The organism is Cellulomonas sp. KRMCY2, from assembly GCF_000526515.1.
In the GTDB taxonomy this organism is placed as follows: Bacteria; Actinomycetota; Actinomycetes; order Actinomycetales; family Cellulomonadaceae; genus Actinotalea.
Genome location: NZ_JAGF01000001.1, coordinates 2,386,639 through 2,402,946, shown reverse-complemented (window position 1 = coordinate 2,402,946; position 16,308 = coordinate 2,386,639). Strand labels below are relative to the sequence as shown.

At 68.3% G+C, this 16,308-nt stretch carries 8 protein-coding genes and 3 pseudogenes; 6 read left to right on the top strand and 5 right to left on the bottom strand.

Annotated features, from left to right (window positions below):
- Positions 1–344 precede the first annotated feature (344 nt).
- The 3 genes and pseudogenes from K415_RS0111555 to K415_RS24680 form a co-directional block, all read right to left on the bottom strand.
- Positions 345–671 (bottom strand): annotated as a pseudogene (locus tag K415_RS0111555) (integrase core domain-containing protein); the annotation flags it as partial.
- Between the two features lies 1 nt (position 672).
- A complete protein-coding gene (locus K415_RS0111550; RefSeq protein ID WP_029663637.1) occupies positions 673–2,070 on the bottom strand; it encodes an IS30 family transposase in 1,398 nt (465 codons plus the stop codon).
- Between the two features lie 49 nt (positions 2,071–2,119).
- Positions 2,120–3,005: pseudogene (locus K415_RS24680) on the bottom strand (IS3 family transposase); the annotation flags it as partial.
- Here K415_RS24680 and K415_RS0111535 point away from each other — a divergent pair.
- Complete coding sequence (locus K415_RS0111535; protein WP_024287204.1) at positions 2,991–3,443, top strand: tyrosine-type recombinase/integrase; 453 nt, start codon at positions 2,991–2,993, stop codon at positions 3,441–3,443. The pseudogene K415_RS24680 and the gene K415_RS0111535 sit on opposite strands and share 15 nt — an antisense overlap.
- Before the next feature lie 260 nt (positions 3,444–3,703).
- On the opposite strand, the gene K415_RS0111530 is transcribed toward K415_RS0111535, so the two are convergent.
- Positions 3,704–3,976 (bottom strand): hypothetical protein, encoded by a 273-nt coding sequence (locus K415_RS0111530; protein ID WP_024287203.1) that lies wholly within the window; start codon positions 3,974–3,976, stop codon positions 3,704–3,706.
- A 127-nt stretch (positions 3,977–4,103) separates the two neighbouring features.
- Positions 4,104–11,060, bottom strand: coding sequence for an IPT/TIG domain-containing protein (locus K415_RS0111525; RefSeq protein WP_024287202.1), 6,957 nt, complete (start codon positions 11,058–11,060; stop codon positions 4,104–4,106).
- A gap of 375 nt (positions 11,061–11,435) precedes the next feature.
- Between K415_RS0111525 and K415_RS0111520 the strand changes: the two genes are divergently transcribed.
- From K415_RS0111520 to K415_RS0111500, 5 genes and pseudogenes are all read left to right on the top strand, one after another.
- The gene (locus K415_RS0111520) at positions 11,436–11,873 is read left to right on the top strand and encodes a hypothetical protein (protein WP_024287201.1); all 438 of its coding nucleotides are present in this window, start codon (positions 11,436–11,438) and stop codon (positions 11,871–11,873) included.
- On the top strand, positions 11,810–12,754 hold the full coding sequence (locus K415_RS23540; protein WP_197024712.1) for a tyrosine-type recombinase/integrase: 945 nt from the start codon (positions 11,810–11,812) through the stop codon (positions 12,752–12,754). Before K415_RS0111520 ends, K415_RS23540 begins: the two co-directional genes overlap by 64 nt.
- A gap of 255 nt (positions 12,755–13,009) precedes the next feature.
- Positions 13,010–14,540: pseudogene (locus K415_RS21835) on the top strand (transposase).
- Positions 14,537–15,337: an IS21-like element helper ATPase IstB gene (gene istB, locus K415_RS0111505; RefSeq protein WP_051480526.1), complete on the top strand. Its 801-nt coding sequence runs from the start codon at positions 14,537–14,539 to the stop codon at positions 15,335–15,337. The pseudogene K415_RS21835 and the gene istB overlap by 4 nt, the downstream one beginning before the upstream one ends.
- Before the next feature lie 157 nt (positions 15,338–15,494).
- Complete coding sequence (locus K415_RS0111500; protein WP_034661243.1) at positions 15,495–16,193, top strand: DUF4760 domain-containing protein; 699 nt, start codon at positions 15,495–15,497, stop codon at positions 16,191–16,193.
- Positions 16,194–16,308: the final 115 nt, after the last annotated feature.

Below are 16,308 nucleotides of genomic sequence, written 5' to 3'. Positions count from 1 at the left end.
CCTCAGAACGTGCCGCTGACAATGCGAGCGTCCCAGACCACGGCCCCTCATCCGCAACAGCCAGGGCCGCCGGGGCCGCCGGCACAACGCCGACCAGCATCCCGAGGAGAAGCGTCACCACCACAGCCCGAGCTACAACCCGAAGACGAATCGCCAGCAAACCGCGCACGGTCATGCCCCCTGTCAAGTCCAGGGCCGCCGCTTGTGACTCCCCGTCCTGGAGGCTAGTGGTCTCCTACCCCGCCGCGCGGCACTTCGTCGGAAGATCACCCGAATGCCTCAGGACCGGCCGGCGTGGCCGACACGGGCCGGTACCGCTCGTGAGGAAGTGTCTCGTGCCGACTTCAGTGGAGGCTCGCAACTGACGCTCCGGCGGTCGCCGGGGCGTTGTTCTGACGGTAGTAGGTGTCCTCCTGCTCGACTGGTGGGATCAGTCCGATCTCCCCGTGCAGGCGCCGGTGGTTGAACCAGTCGATGTATTCGGCGACGGCGATCTCCAGGTCGTCGATGTTCTTCCAGGGGCCCTTGTTGCGAACCAGCTCGGCCTTGAACAACGAGTTGAACGCCTCGGCCAGGGCGTTGTCGTAGGAGTCGCCGGTGGACCCGACCGAGGCGACGGCGCCGGCCTCGGCCAGCCGCTGGGTGTATCGAACCGCGAGGTACTGACCGGATTCAACCGGTCGATGCAACACCGGCTTGTTGGAGCAAGAGTAGGTGCTCGTTGAAGGCTTCGGCGGGGGTCTTCCAGCCGAGGGTCTTGCGGGGCCTGGTGTTCAACGCGTGGGCGACGGCTTCGAGGTCTTCGGCGCTCCAGCGGGACAGGTCGGTGCCCTTGGGGAAGTACTGGCGCAGCAGCCCGTTCGTGTTCTCGTTCGTGCCCCGCTGCCACGGGGACTGCGGGTCGGCGAAGAACACCGGGATGCCGGTGGCGACCTTGAACTGGGCGTGGGCGGACATCTCCTTGCCGCGGTCCCAGGTAAGTGAACGGGCCAGTTGCGCCGGCAGCGTGGACATCGTCGTAGCGAGGGCGTTCTTCATGGTGATCGCCCCGTAGCCGCCCAGTGCGGGACCGTTCCTGGGCGTCTCCTTGTGGCGGTAGCCCTCCTCGCGGGGAAGGTGCACCAGCATCGTGAACCGGGTGGTGCGCTCCACGACGGTGCCGATCGCCGATCGCTCCAGCCCGATCAGGAGGTCACCTTCCCAGTGCCCGGGGACGGCGCGGTCTTCGACCTCGGCGGGGCGTTCACTGATCAGCGTCTCGGGCGTGACGTGCGCCCAGGTCTTGCGCCGCGACCGCTCCCGCGGCGCGCGCAGCGCGCGCCCGGTGCGCAGACACCACACCAGCTCGCGCCGCAGAGCACCACGGCCCTGGATGTAGAGCGCCTGGTAGATCGCCTCATGGCTGATCCGCATGGACTCATCCTCAGGGAAGTCGACCCTGATCCGGTTCGCGATCTGCTCCGGGCTCCACGCCCGCACCCAGACCCGGTCCCGGCGGTGGGACTTGTGGTTGCCGGTGAACCGCGGCGGCACCGGCCCGCTGACCGTGGTCCCGTCGGGCCGGCGGACCTGCCCCGACAGGCGCTCCTGGACATAGGCGTGCAGCCGCGGATCGGCGACCAGCTTGGCGGTCTTCGGTCGACGGGCGGCGAGATCGGCCTTCCACTGCGCGACCGACGCCCGGTACTCGACCTTCCCGCCACGGGTCGCCGCGTTGCGGCGCAGCTCACGAGAGATCGTCCCCGGGTCACGGCCGACCGCCCGGGCGATCTCGCGCACGCCCTGGCACTGGGCCCTGAGCAGCGCGATCTCCTCGCGCTCAGCGAAGGACAGGTAGCGGCCCGACGGTTGCGCCTTGAGGTCGAACGGGGGCATGCCGCCACCGTCGTGGAACCACCGCTGCCCGACCGGCTGCGACACACCGACCGCGGCCGCCGCCTCGATGGGCAACAGCCCCTTGACGATCTCGACCCAGAACCCGGTCTCGACCTCGCGCTGGAACTTCGGATGACCGGGCGACCTCAACTTCGGCCGAACCGCCCGATCCGCTGCCCGCTGCCGACGAACCATCGAACACCTCCGAGACCTCGAGGTGTTGCGACGACCGATTGAATCCGCCTTGCGATCCGCGGTCGGAGTGAACCACGCAACCGGCGACCGCGGCCCGTCCGCCGCGGCGGGCCACCGCGGAGTTCAGGGCGTCCACGGCGAGCTGGGACTTCATCCGGTCGCTGATCGACTACCCCACGATCCGGTTGGAGAACACGTCCTTGACCGCACAGCAGTAGCTCTTGCCTTCGCTCGTGGCGTGCTCGGTGATGTCCGTCAGCCACAACCGGTTCGGGGCGGTGGCGGTGAAGTTCCGCTCGACCAGGTCGTCGTGGACCGGCGGACCGGGCCGGCGGCCCTTGCCGCGCTTGACCGAGTGCACCGAGAACACCCCCGCGACTGAGCACAGCCGCCAGACCCGCCGCTCGGAGACCTGGTGGCCGGCCTCGATCAGCTCGTCGGCGATGAACCGGTAACCGAACTCCGGGTCATCGCGGTGGGCGTCGATCGCGGCGTTGGTCGCATACGCGTCGACCAGGTCCCGGGCGCTGACCGGGTCAGCCAGCCAGGAGTAGTACGCCTGCCGGGAGAACCCCAGCACCCGGCAGGTCACCGCGACCGGCACCCGCACAGGGGCACCGGCCGCGGCCAGCTCAGGACCAGCGGGAAGATCATTTTGGGAGCGACGCCTGCGACAAGTAGGCCGCCGCCCGGCGCAGGACCTCGTTCTCCTGCTCCAACAACCGGTTGCGACGCTTGAGCTCGCGCAGCTCAGCGGACTCCGCCGCGCTCTGGCCGGGACGGTGACCGTCCTCGACGTCGGCGGCATGCAGCCAGTTGCGCAGACACGAGTCGGAGATCCCGAAGTCCCTGGCGATCTGAGCGATCGGAGCATCACCGCGCCTGGCCACAGCCACGACGTCCGCGCGGAACTCCTTCGGATGAACTCTGGACACGATCGACATCCTTCCAGCGAGGGCTCCCGCCCCCACAGACCAGGTGTCAACCAAACCCTCAGCAGTCCCGCCGTCTCCTCAGCACTGGTCGAGGCCATAGCCGCCCGGATCGCCACTCTCGGCTTGAGCCGGGACGACCTGCTGTTCCCATCGCGGGAGATCGCCGGGGGCAGCCCCCTGTCACGCTCGACCTTCCGAGCCCGCTACTGGCGCCCCGCCGTCGAACGCGCTGGCATCGACTTCCCCGTCCGCATGCACGACCTACGCCACGCCCACGCGTCCTGGCTCCTGGCCGGCGGTGCCGACTTGAAGTCCGTGATGGAGCGCATGGGCCACGCCCAGATCATGACCACCCAGAAGTACCTGCACACCCTGCCCGACGCCGACCAGAAGGCCTTCGCCGCGTTCCAGTCGATACGCGGGCGATCCGCTCCGTAAGGACTTGTCCGCCGTGAGGTCATGGTCGTCGGCGTCTCGGCGAGCGAGCTCCCGGGACTCTCCGAAGTGATCTTGTGGCCGCACTGTGCGCCGAGAACGCCCGACGTGTCCGGGGATCTTGATCCTGCTTCGTCGGGTGCGCGGTCAAGGGCCGAGGGGCTCAACCCGATAGGTCGGGCTGACCGCCCTGCAGCCTACGAAGACGAGTCCGATATCGATCCGCCACCTCGGAACGGCGTACTTGACCGCCCGGGCGGCAACTAACTTTCGGCGTACTCCAGGGTGCCGTCTTCGTTGATCGTCAGCGCCCAGCCCGGGCAGGCCGGCTCGTCGACCCGGCCCACCGGCTCACCGTCCTGGGTCTCCACCACGATGGCGGTCCCAGCGCACTCGTCCAGCTCGTAGGCCACGTCACTCCGAGTACGGACCGGTTGCGCGGGCTCGAACGCCGTGCCTTCGATGCTGACGAGGACCCCTTCGTCGAGGTTGTTGTGATAGACCACCGACGGACGCGGCGCGTCGTAGGAGAACATGCACCCACTGAGCAGCCCTGCCAGCGCGACGCTTCCTGCACAAGCCTTGAGTCGACGCCTCATCTAGCCACCTCTAGTCCGCTCACGGGCACCGTTAGTGCATCTCCACGGCACTGTCTGCACTTGCTCACACCGGGTCCGGCCCAGGTGTCGGCGACACCGGCAGGCGACTGAGGTCGGAGACCCCGAAGATACCGATCACACCTCCTGGGACGTCGGGCCCCGCACCCGGCTCGGCAAGTGCGTACAGAGCCGGGTCCACAGCGTCCACCGCCGCGGCAGCACTTGACGAACCGGTTGCCACCCCCACATACACAGTGAACCCGACCCTGTCGCCGACTGCGAGCTCACCGAGGTCGAGCCGGATCACTGTGCCCTGGTCGCTCGGTCCGTAGGGCTCGCCCAGCACCACGGGTCCGCCGAGGCTGCTGGGCTGAGTGAGCGGGTTGCCGTTGTGGAAGCCGTTGCGCCCGAGGTAGTCGACGAACGCGGGCACCTCCCCGGTCGCAGAGTCCCAGGTCACGCGCTCACTGTGTACGTCGGGCGGGACGTCGAAGTCCAGTGCCGTCTCGAACAGGATCCTTCCGCTGGTGGGCGTCATCGCGGTTCGCTCGACCTGGACATCGATGGCGTACAGGCTCGGGCTCGCCGACGGTCGGTAGCTCAGTTGGACGTCGAGGCTCCTCTGGACTGTCGAGCCCACGAATGCCGCGAGTGACGCGTCCACGGCGGCGGTCCGCCCGTCGGCGGCAAAGCCGGACACGCCCAGCATCCCTTGGGGCACGGAACTGAAGTTGGTGTCCGCCCACCCGCTGGTTGTCCCGTCCGCGATCCCCCAGGCCGCACAGGCGCACCCCCACGAGAGCACGTCGCTGCCCGGGTCCCCGGCGCGGCGCACACCCACGCCGTCCGAAATGATCGACCCGTTCCGGTTGACCCCAACCTCGATGACGCCGTTGCTGAGGACTGTCCACGTCGGCTCGAACGCCACCGACCAGTCGAAGTCCTTGAATACCGAGTCCTTGCTGGTGTTGGTGATGGCGAGGGTGAGCGTGGAGCACCCCGGTGCGAGTTGGAACGAGCCTTGCAGGGACTCGCCACCGTCAACCGACATCAACGACGGCGAGGGGTCGCCAGCGTCGACCGCCATCAACGACGGCGGGGGCTCGCCAGCGTCGACGGGCGTCAGTGCCTCAGCGTTCCCGCACAAGGTCGGGTAGTTGGAGACGGGGATGACCGAGGCGCGTGCGCCGGAAAGACCCGCGCTCTCGCGGGGATGAGGCTTCCGAGTCACGGTCACCACCACAGTGCCACCGACACCGGCGGGTTTGTCGATCTCGATGTAGGCGGTGTTGCTCGCCGCGGCACGGACGCTGCCGTCCGCCACCCCTGTTACCGGATCGATCGCGGCTGTCGCCGTGACGCGACGGAAGTAGTTGTCGCTTCCGGGTCCGTCCATCAGCCGCTGACGCCAGAACTCGTCCGCTTTGGCGTCGTCATCGCTGAAGCCGATATTGCTGCCAGTGTCGGCAAGCACGTAGGTCCACAGCCGGAACTCTTCGATGGCCTCGGCGTAGGTCGAGCCTTGTGTCTGGACGTAGTCGTCCACCGCGTCGAGCGGGCGGATCCCGAAGTACCCGTCTCCGATGCGGTCCCAGGTCCAGCGGATGGCCTCGTCTCCGCCGAATCGGTCCTCGAGGTACTCAGGAAGGACGAAGGCACCGTACTCGTTCCCACCTGGTGACAAGACCGCCGACTGCGCTATGTGCAGCGGGGCCCCGGACGAGAGGAATCCCTTCAGATTTGCGGCGTATGAACTCACCTTGTTGCCAGGGAACCCGAGTTGCTCCTGCGCGCGGTGTGCGGCCCACTCGGCCGTGGCCTCCATCCACCAGTACGGCTCGCTCGCGGTGTCCCATCCGTTGAAGTACTCGTACTGCACCTGGTGGAAGTACTCGTGCATCGGCAGGTAGTACTCGACGCTGTTGGTCACGTTCATGTTGATGACCCCGGAGGGCAACGAGACGCCACCACCGGGCTTGAGGAACAGGTCGTCCACGAGGTTCACGGAGATCGTCCGGTCGGGAGTGGCGAAACCCATGCCCTCGAACGTCAACTTCGCGTAGGCGAGCGCGTCATAGACCGTCTGTACGCGAGGAGGGATGCCCTGGAAGTCGTCCGGGACGCCGACCATGGCGTGCATGTACGTGATGCTGAAGCCTGGGAAGTTCACGACACAACCCGGCGGGGAGTCATCCAACGAGACGCAGTCCGGTACCCCCTCAGTCGCTGTCCGGGGTGTCTGGGTCGGGGTCCGGAAAGCGGGCGTCGGGGCCGGCTGCTCAGGGGTGAGGGCGGCGATGAACGCGTCACGCAGCTCCGGGTCGAGGAGGCCCAGCGCCTGCAGGATGATCGCCGTCGTCATTCCACCCTCGCTCGCCCCCGCCAGGTACCTGGTCGGCACGCTCGTCGGGCTGGTCAGCATGCGAACGAGCAGGTCGACGAGCTCGGTCGCGCTGATGATGCCCGCCCGGTACTCAGAGATCACTCGGTCGACCGCGGTCGACGTGACCGCTACGGTCACCGGCACACGCGCAGAGACCTCGTTCCCGTCGGCGTCTGCGACGGCCAAGTCGTAGGCGCCGTCAGGCCAGACGCGCTGTCCGTCCAACAAAGTCGTCGGGTCCCAGGTGACCAAACACGCACCGTCACCAGGCACGAGCGGCCCCACGGCCTGGACGGCCCCGTCACCGTCGAAGGTCACGAGCTGCATACCTGCGACGTCCACCTCGCACGCGACGCCGATGGACGTGCTCGTCCAGACCCAGGAGTCCGCGGCCTGCAGGACGGCGACATCCGTGGCGGTCACGACGACCTGGACGTGCGTCGGCTCGCCCCACCGACCGAGCGCGTCACCCGCAGAGACGTGCAGCCACCACACCCCAGGCTCCAGCGTGGCGACGAGCCGCGGCTCGACATGACCCGCTGCAGGGTTCGGCACCGTGCCCGGGTCTTGGTCCACCACTGCCGACCACCGAGACACGACGTCGTCATCACCGGGAGCGAACTCCGCCACAAGGGTGCGGCTACTCGACTCGACACCGTCCTCGTGGGTGCCCGTCACCAGCGGGGCCGCGGGTGCGTCCCCGTCCACGTTGACCTCGTAGGCCTGCGCCTCACCGACATTGCCGGCGATGTCGACGGGGCGAACCCGTAGATACCACAGACCGTTGGAGTCGAGCTCGAAGGCGTGCCCGGTGGCCACGGTGTCAAACGTCGCGTCGGGTGCGCTCGACGGGCTCTTCGAGGCCCCGATGCTGTATCCGGCGATCCCGGAGGCGTCCTCTGGCTCGGTCCAGGTGAGCTGTACCGTCCGATCCCCGTACAGGACGGCGACATCGGGATGGGACACGGTGGTCAGTGGCCCGAGCTCCGGCGGCACCGTGTCGACCATGATCCGCGCGTGCGCGGTCGGGCCGAGGGTCCCGTCAGCGAGCACACCGCGCACGTGCACCCAGCTCTCCCCTTCCGGGACCTCGATGGTCCCGGAGGCGGCCGTGTGGGTCGTCTCGGTGGGCTCGGTCGCCGGGTCGTCGTCCTGCACGACGGCGTAGCCCACGATGGTCTCCGCGCTTGCCGTCGGCCAGGTCACGGTCATGGAATGGACCGAGTACCAACCACTGGGGCTCAGGGGCAGACCGATCTTCGGCGCTCCCACACCGCTGAACAACGCACAACGCCAGGACCCCACGACGGCGCCCAGCGGGTCGACGGTGATCGTGTAGATCCCATCGGAGGGCGCGGTGAACGCGATCGTCCGGTCCAGGCTCGAGCTGTCGTTGGTCACGACCGTGTTCCCGGCAGCGTTGCGGACCGTCACCGTCGTCCGACCACTCGCCGCGTCGATCCGCAGTCCGTACACAACGCCTGCCGTGAGCTCCGTATCGAGGCGGATGTACTTCCCGGGCGAGGTCGTCTCAACGGTGACTTCTTCGCCGCCAGGCACGATCTCATAGACGACCGCGACGTCGACGTCGACAATCTCGACCTCGACCTGCCCGATCGCGGCCTTGGCCGGGTTGACCACCAGCTTGTAGTCCCCACTGACCGGCAACGTCACCGCATCGACGAACGCCGTGGCCGCCGCGAAGGACGCCGAGACCAACACCGACCCATCAGGCTTAACCAACGTCAACGCCGTCGACGCCGTCCCGAAGGTCGACCCGACCAGCGACAACGCCACCCGCTGACCCGCCACACCAGAGAAGACCACCGCACCGTTCTGACCCGGAACCGACGTGCCCACCACCACCGGGGCACCACCGGGCGACGCGTCCACAACCACATCCGCCGGCACCCCGTGCAACCGCAGCCCCACGGTCCCGGTCAGCACCCCGGTCGGATCGACCACAACCCGGTACTCACCACCGGCCGCCAGCACCACCGGCTCGATGAACGTGCCCTTCGCCGACTTCGTCGCGACCACCACGCTGGTCCCACCCGGACCGACCAGCGACAGATACAGCGACGACGTCGAGATCCCATACGTCGAGTCCACGACCTCAATCGCAACCCGCTGACCCGCCACACCAGAGAACACCACCGCACCGTTCTGACCCGCCACCGACGTCGCCACCGTCAGGAGCCCACCATCGGCAGCACCGGCCACCACCGCCTCAGAGGCATCCAACACCGACACCTCGACCTGCCCGATCGCGGCCTTGGCCGGGTTGACCACCAGCTTGTAGTCCCCACTGACCGGCAACGTCACCGCATCGACGAACGCCGTGGCCGCCGCGAAGGACGCCGAGACCAACACCGACCCATCAGGCTTAACCAACGTCAACGCCGTCGACGCCGTCCCGAAGGTCGACCCGACCAGCGACAACGCCACCCGCTGACCCGCCACACCAGAGAAGACCACCGCACCGTTCTGACCCGGAACCGACGTGCCCACCACCACCGGGGCACCACCGGGCGACGCGTCCACAACCACATCCGCCGGCACCCCGTGCAACCGCAGCCCCACGGTCCCGGTCAGCACCCCGGTCGGATCGACCACAACCCGGTACTCACCACCGGCCGCCAGCACCACCGGCTCGATGAACGTGCCCTTCGCCGACTTCGTCGCGACCACCACGCTGGTCCCACCCGGACCGACCAGCGACAGATACAGCGACGACGTCGAGATCCCATACGTCGAGTCCACGACCTCAATCGCAACCCGCTGACCCGCCACACCAGAGAACACCACCGCACCGTTCTGACCCGCCACCGACGTCGCCACCGTCAGGAGCCCACCATCGGCAGCACCGGCCACCACCGCCTCAGAGGCATCCAACACCGACACCTCGACCTGCCCGATCGCGGCCTTGGCCGGGTTGACCACCAGCTTGTAGTCCCCACTGACCGGCAACGTCACCGCATCGACGAACGCCGTGGCCGCCGCGAAGGACGCCGAGACCAACACCGACCCATCAGGCTTAACCAACGTCAACGCCGTCGACGCCGTCCCGAAGGTCGACCCGACCAGCGACAACGCCACCCGCTGACCCGCCACACCAGAGAAGACCACCGCACCGTTCTGACCCGGAACCGACGTGCCCACCACCACCGGGGCACCACCGGGCGACGCGTCCACAACCACATCCGCCGGCACCCCGTGCAACCGCAGCCCCACGGTCCCGGTCAGCACCCCGGTCGGATCGACCACAACCCGGTACTCACCACCGGCCGCCAGCACCACCGGCTCGATGAACGTGCCCTTCGCCGACTTCGTCGCGACCACCACGCTGGTCCCACCCGGACCGACCAGCGACAGATACAGCGACGACGTCGAGATCCCATACGTCGAGTCCACGACCTCAATCGCAACCCGCTGACCCGCCACACCAGAGAACACCACCGCACCGTTCTGACCCGCCACCGACGTCGCCACCGTCAGGAGCCCACCATCGGCAGCACCGGCCACCACCGCCTCAGAGGCATCCAACACCGACACCTCGACCTGCCCGATCGCGGCCTTGGCCGGGTTGACCACCAGCTTGTAGTCCCCACTGACCGGCAACGTCACCGCATCGACGAACGCCGTGGCCGCCGCGAAGGACGCCGAGACCAACACCGACCCATCAGGCTTAACCAACGTCAACGCCGTCGACGCCGTCCCGAAGGTCGACCCGACCAGCGACAACGCCACCCGCTGACCCGCCACACCAGAGAAGACCACCGCACCGTTCTGACCCGGAACCGACGTGCCCACCACCACCGGGGCACCACCGGGCGACGCGTCCACAACCACATCCGCCGGCACCCCGTGTGCCGTCACCGAGGCTGAACCCACGGCCACTCCCTGCGGATCCACGAGGATCGTGTAGGTGCCGTCGACGGGCACGGCTGTCGAGTCGATCCACAGGCCCGAGCTGCCGAAGCCCGTTGCACCAACGAGGAGCGACCCGTCGGGCCGCCGCACGCTCACCCGCGCGCTGGACGTGGAAGACCCGAAGGTGCTCCCGCTGATCTGGACCGCCAGACGATCGTCGGTCGTGAGCGGGACGGTCAGCAGGGCGATCTGGTTGGGCGCCCCCAACGCAACCGTGACTGGCTCGCCCGACACGAGGCGCCCCGTGACGGCGACGAGATCGGGCGTGAACCCCGACGGGACGATATAGAGGTCCAACTCCGACACGACCGTGGTCCCGCCAGCGGTCACGGCGACCGGTCCGGACCCGGCAGCGGCTGGGACCAGGATCTCCAGCTGCGACGTGGTCGCCGCCGTGACCACGGCCGACTGGCCGTTGACGGTGACGGTGTTCTCCGAGAGCTCCGCAGCGAAGCCAGCGCCGTCGACTACCACCGATGCACCCGGCACTGCCACGGGCGGGCTAAGTGTGGAGATCACGGGACCCGACTCGGTCACGGACAACTCCGCCGGCGAGGGTGCCGCGGCTGCGGTGAGGTCCGATCCCGACGACCCCGTGCCGTCGAGATCGTCGACCGCCCCGGCCGGTGGGATGGCGGTCGTGGTCAGCAACGCAACGGTGACTACCGAGACGAGGCTGCGGACGAGAGCACGTGGGATCGACATTGTTCTCCAGCGGCTGTGCCGCGGAGCCCCCTGCCCCGCCAACCACACGCTATCCATCCAAGATCGCTAGCGAATCGCCCATACGGGTGGGACCCAGGTGCCCTGAAGGCGTGACCGAGTCCGCCTGGCTGGGCTGAGACGATCTAGCGGGGTTCCTCCGCTTCAACCTCGGAGGAGCCTCGCTGTCGCTGCGGGTGACCAGGGCGGGCCTGATTGCGTGCAGACGCGTGGGCGCGGTACGTCGACTGAACAGTTGATCGTCAACAGTCGGCGCGCATCACCGGGCCGATCGGGCCGCGGGTCACGGCCGCGGTTACTCGACCGTGGTCACCGAAAGTCGCCTGCGCGGGCTAGCCGCTCAGTAGCCTAGCGACCATGAGCGACTGGCTCCTTCAGCGGCGTGTCCGGTCAGCCGAGCGCCGCTACCTTGCCGCGTACCGCGCTTCCCTCCGAAGCGCGAAGCCGACCCGCCAGGCGGACGCCAAGACCCTCAGCCGGTGCCACACGGCCGCGAGCGATGCTGCCCTCAGGACGCTCCGCCCCGACGAGGCTGCGATCTTCCGCGACACGCTCGACCGGTCGGGCCTGGCCCTGTTGACCGAAACCGTCTCGCGGCCCTTCGGTGATGTCGCGATGGACACGCTCTGCACCGCCTGGGTAGGGAAGTTCGAGGAGGCTTTCCTCTTCGCTCGCATGCAGCTCGCGCCACACGGGTTCGAACTGGGGCTCCGGAGCCCTGAAGTCCAACTGTGGGCTGCTTCGTACGCGATCGCCTCGGCGAACGGCGGCGTCTCTCTGCTTCTCCGGGACTGAGCACTCGCGCCGGGTACCGGTCCTACCTGCGCAACCACTTCGTGCCCTTCTTCGGGCCCATGCGCCTGGCTCGGATCATGCCGTCGACCGTCCAGGAGTGGGTCACCCTCGCCGCCGCGCAGGGCCTGTCTCCCCGGTCCATCACCAAGTACCACGTCATGCTCCACTCGGTCTTCGCCCGGGCCGTGCGCGACAGGATCCTGGCCTACAACCCCTGCGAGGCCACCGAGCTGCCCAAGGTCATCACCACGAAGTCGCGGATCCTGACCCCCGACGAGTTCGACGCGGTCCTGGCCGCGGTGCCCGACCGGTTCAAGGTCCTGGTGCTCACCGGGATCGAGACCGGGCTGCGCTGGGGCGAGCTCGTAGCCCTGCGCCCCCTGCACATCGACTTCCTACGTCGCACCATCACCGTCCAGGAGACCATCGTCGAGGTCTCCAGCAAGGACTCCCCCACCGGCCAACGAATGATCTTCAAGCCCTACCCCAAGGACGACGAACCCCGCACCCTGGCCGTCTCATCAGCACTTGTCGAGGCCATCGCCGCACGGATCGCCACCCTCGGCTTGAGCCGAGACGACCTGCTGTTCCCCTCACGAGAGATCGCCGAGGGCAGCCCCCTGTCACGATCCACCTTCCGAGCCCGCTACTGGCGTCCGGCCGTCGAACGCGCCGGCATCGACTTCCCCGTCCGCATGCACGACCTGCGCCACGCCCACGCCTCCTGGCTCCTGGCCGGCGGCGCGGACCTGAAGTCCGTGATGGAGCGCATGGGCCACGCCCAGATCATGACCACCCAGAAGTACCTGCACACCCTGCCCGACGCCGACCAGAAGGCGTTCGCCGCATTCCAGTTGGTGCGCAGTAGATCCATTCCGTGACCCGCGCGACACTCGTGTCCAGCAGAGTGGGCGTGACCGGCCCGATGGGGGCGACGTGAGGTGGTGACAGCGGCCACGAGAAACTGCCCGGAGACGGCCAAATAGCTGCCTGGTGGCGGACATGAATGTTGCCCGCTGGCGGTCATGAGATCTGCCCGACACGACGTCGTTCGCCTCGCCGCTTCCCGCGGTTGAGGCCCCTCCTGGGGTGCGGTTGGCGGTGCTGATGCGCCGTTCGCCCCCAGGAGGGACACCGTGAAGTCTGCCGAGGAGATCATGAACATGTTGGAAGCATTCGACTTGACCGGGTCGTTGCGTGATGCCGGGGAACTGGCCGGGGTCTCTCACCACACCGTGGCCCGGTATGTCGCGGCCCGCGACGCGGGCGGATTGTCTGATCGTTACGCACCGCGCCCGCAGCTGATCGACGCTCACTTGGCCAAGGTCGAGGAGTGGGTCGAGAGGTCGAAGGGCAAGGTCCGCGCCGACGTGGCCCACGACAAGCTCGTCGCGTTGGGGTTCACCGGCTCGGAGCGCACCACGCGCCGGGCGGTCGCGGTCGTGAAGGCGAACTACCGGGTCGGGCGGACCCGGGTGCACCGCCCGTGGGTCACCGAGCCGGGGATGTGGATCCAGTACGACTTCGGCGACGGGCCCACGATCGACGGGGCCAAGACGACGTTGTTCGTCGCGTGGTTGGCGTGGTCGAGGTTCCGGGTGGTGCTGGCGATCAGGGACAAGACGTCACCGTCGGTGATGGCGGCCCTGGACGTGACGATGCGCCGGATCGGCGGGGCACCGACGTATGTCCCGACGGATAACGAGAAGACGGTCACGGTCGAGCACGTCGCGGGCATGGCGGTCCGCAACCCGGCGATGGTCGCGTTCGCCCGCCACTACGGCGTCACGTTGCACACACACGTGCGTGCCGGTGGACCCCGCGTCCAAGGGCGGCAGCGAGTCGTCGGTGAAGGTCGCCAAGGCGGACCTGGTCCCCAAGGACACGAACCTGCTGGAGGAGTACGCATCGTTCGCGGACCTGGAGGACGCGTGCGAGGCGTTCTGCGCGCAGGTCAATGCCCGTGAGCACCGCGTCACCCGGCGGGCCCCGGACGTAATGCTCGCCGAGGAACGCGTCCGGTTGCACCCGGTCCCGGCCGATCCGCACACGCTCGCGTTCGGCCTCACGCGTGTGGTCCCGGCGAAGATGCCGATGGTCACGTTCGACTCGGGGCAGTACTCCGTGCCGCACGTGTTGCTCGGGGCGGCGGTCAGGGTGCGGGTGCACGGGCGCGGCTCCGACGAGCAGGTCGTCATCGTCCACGTCGGGCCCACCGGCCCGCGCGAGGTCGCCCGCCACGCCCGCGCGACGCCGGGCAGCCCACGGATCATCGACGCCCATTTCCCGCCCTCACCTGCGGGAGCACTCGGCCGGGTCCCGTTGGCCCGGACCGTGTCCGAGGCCGCGTTCTTGTCCCTCGGTGACGGCGCGAGGGTCTGGTTGGCTGAGGCCGCCGCGGCGGGCACGACGAAGATGCGCGTGAAGATGGGCCAGGCCGTCGAGCTCGCGAAGCTGTTCTCCCGGGCGGAGGTCGACTGGGCGCTGGGGCACGCGGCGGTCCATGCCCGGTTCGCCGAGGCCGACCTCGCCTCGATCCTGGACCACCACGCGACCACCACGGCGGCCGGGCCCGTCAGCCAGGCAGGCGAGGACCGGTCCCTGACCCAGGGCACCGCAGGCTGGGCCACCCTCGGTGCGCCGGCCGCGGCGGAGCTGACCGCATGAGCACCCCGACCCGCACGCGCGACACATCCGTGCCGGTCGCCGGGGTCCCGGCCGCGCCAGCGATGCCCGCCGACGTCCAGGCGCTCCTGCACCGGCTACGGCTGCCCCACATCCGCCGGCACGCACCGGACGTGATCGCCACGGCGAAGGCCCAACGGTGGGAACCGGTCGAGGTGCTCCGCGCCCTGCTCACCGAGGAAGCCGCCGGCCGGGAACGCTCCGCGCTGGCGACCCGGCGGGCCGCCGCAGCGTTCCCGACCGGCAAGACGTTCGACGCCTGGAACCCGGGCGCGTCCTCGATCCCGGCCCCGACCCAGCAAGCGCTGCGCACCGTGGAATGGGTCCACCGCCGCGAGAACCTCGTGGTCTGCGGGCCGTCCGGCACGGGCAAGACGTTCCTGCTCGAGGCCCTCGGCCAGCACGCTGTCGAGCAAGGACTACGGGTGGCCTGGTTCACCCTGGAAGACCTCGGCACGCTGCTGCGCCGCCACCGCGCCGACGACTCCGTCACGAAAGCCATCGCCCGGGTCCTGCGCGCCGACCTCGTCGTCTGCGATGACATCGGCCTGTTGCCGGTTTCTCAGGACGCCGCCGAGGGCCCCTTCCGGCTCGTCGACGCCGCCTACGAGAAACGGTCCGTCGCGATCTCGTCCAACCTGCACCCCGCCGCGTTCGACGAGCTCATGCCCAAGACCCTCGCCACCGCGACCGTCGACCGGCTCCTGCACCACGCCCACGTCTGCCAAACCAGCGGCGAAAGCGTCCGCCAGGCCCAGGCCCTCGCGGGCCAGGGGTGAGTCCGTTGAACTGAGCACCCTGCCGGTGATGGTCAGCACTGGGCAGATCCCATGGCCATCACCGGGCAGGTTTCACGACCGCCCCTGGGCAGAACTCAATGGCCCTTGACAAGGTCGCCCCTCGCGCTAGCCACCCGACATGCGCTTGAATCGGAAGATGAACAGCCCGCGCTTCTGGTCTCCGACCGCCCGCGTTCTCGGCGTGATCGCTCTCTTCTTGACCGTTCCGATCGCGGTGGGGGCAGTGGCAGTGGCACTACGGACCCGAACCGTCGGGACCAACCTCGTAACGGCGGCTCCCGTCGTTGCTGCGACCATCGCCCTCCTGAGCCTGGCGGTGGCTGCGGCGAGCACGACGGCGAACTGGCAGCGCGGGAAGCGCGCGGCGACGATCGACGCCTGGCACACGTGGTCGTCAGACTCGCTCGCGCACCGCAAGACCGTAACGAGGCTGATTGGGACTGGTAGCTTGACCGCCGCTCAAGGCAAAGCACTAGTCGACGAGACAGTGCTGCCTGCACTCCAAGAGCCCGTCTCAGCTGAGGAGCAACGCTCTCTTGCCGAGGCAATTCGCAGCACGCTCAACGGCCTTGAGCGACTCGCGGTGGGTGTCGAGATGGGGGTCCTTGACCTCACGACACTGCGAAGGCTCGGCGGCACCACGATTACGTACTGCTTTGAGCGCTGGGAACAGTACGTACTAAACAGGCGAAATGCGGAGAACCCTGCAGTCGCGTTCGAGTTTGCCTTTGTCGAACTTGAGGGACTCGTCCAACGCCTCAAGTCGCAGAGCCTCTTGAAGCGGGCGCGAGCCATCGACCAGGCGTACGTGACAGCTCGCTTGCGACGCCACTAGGAAATGCAAAAGACGCCGAGGCCTGCCTCGGCGTCTTGGACACAGCGAGATCTAGACGTCCTCATCCTCTTCTTCAAAACGGATTTCGATCAAGGCCTGTCACCTCCCTCTATAG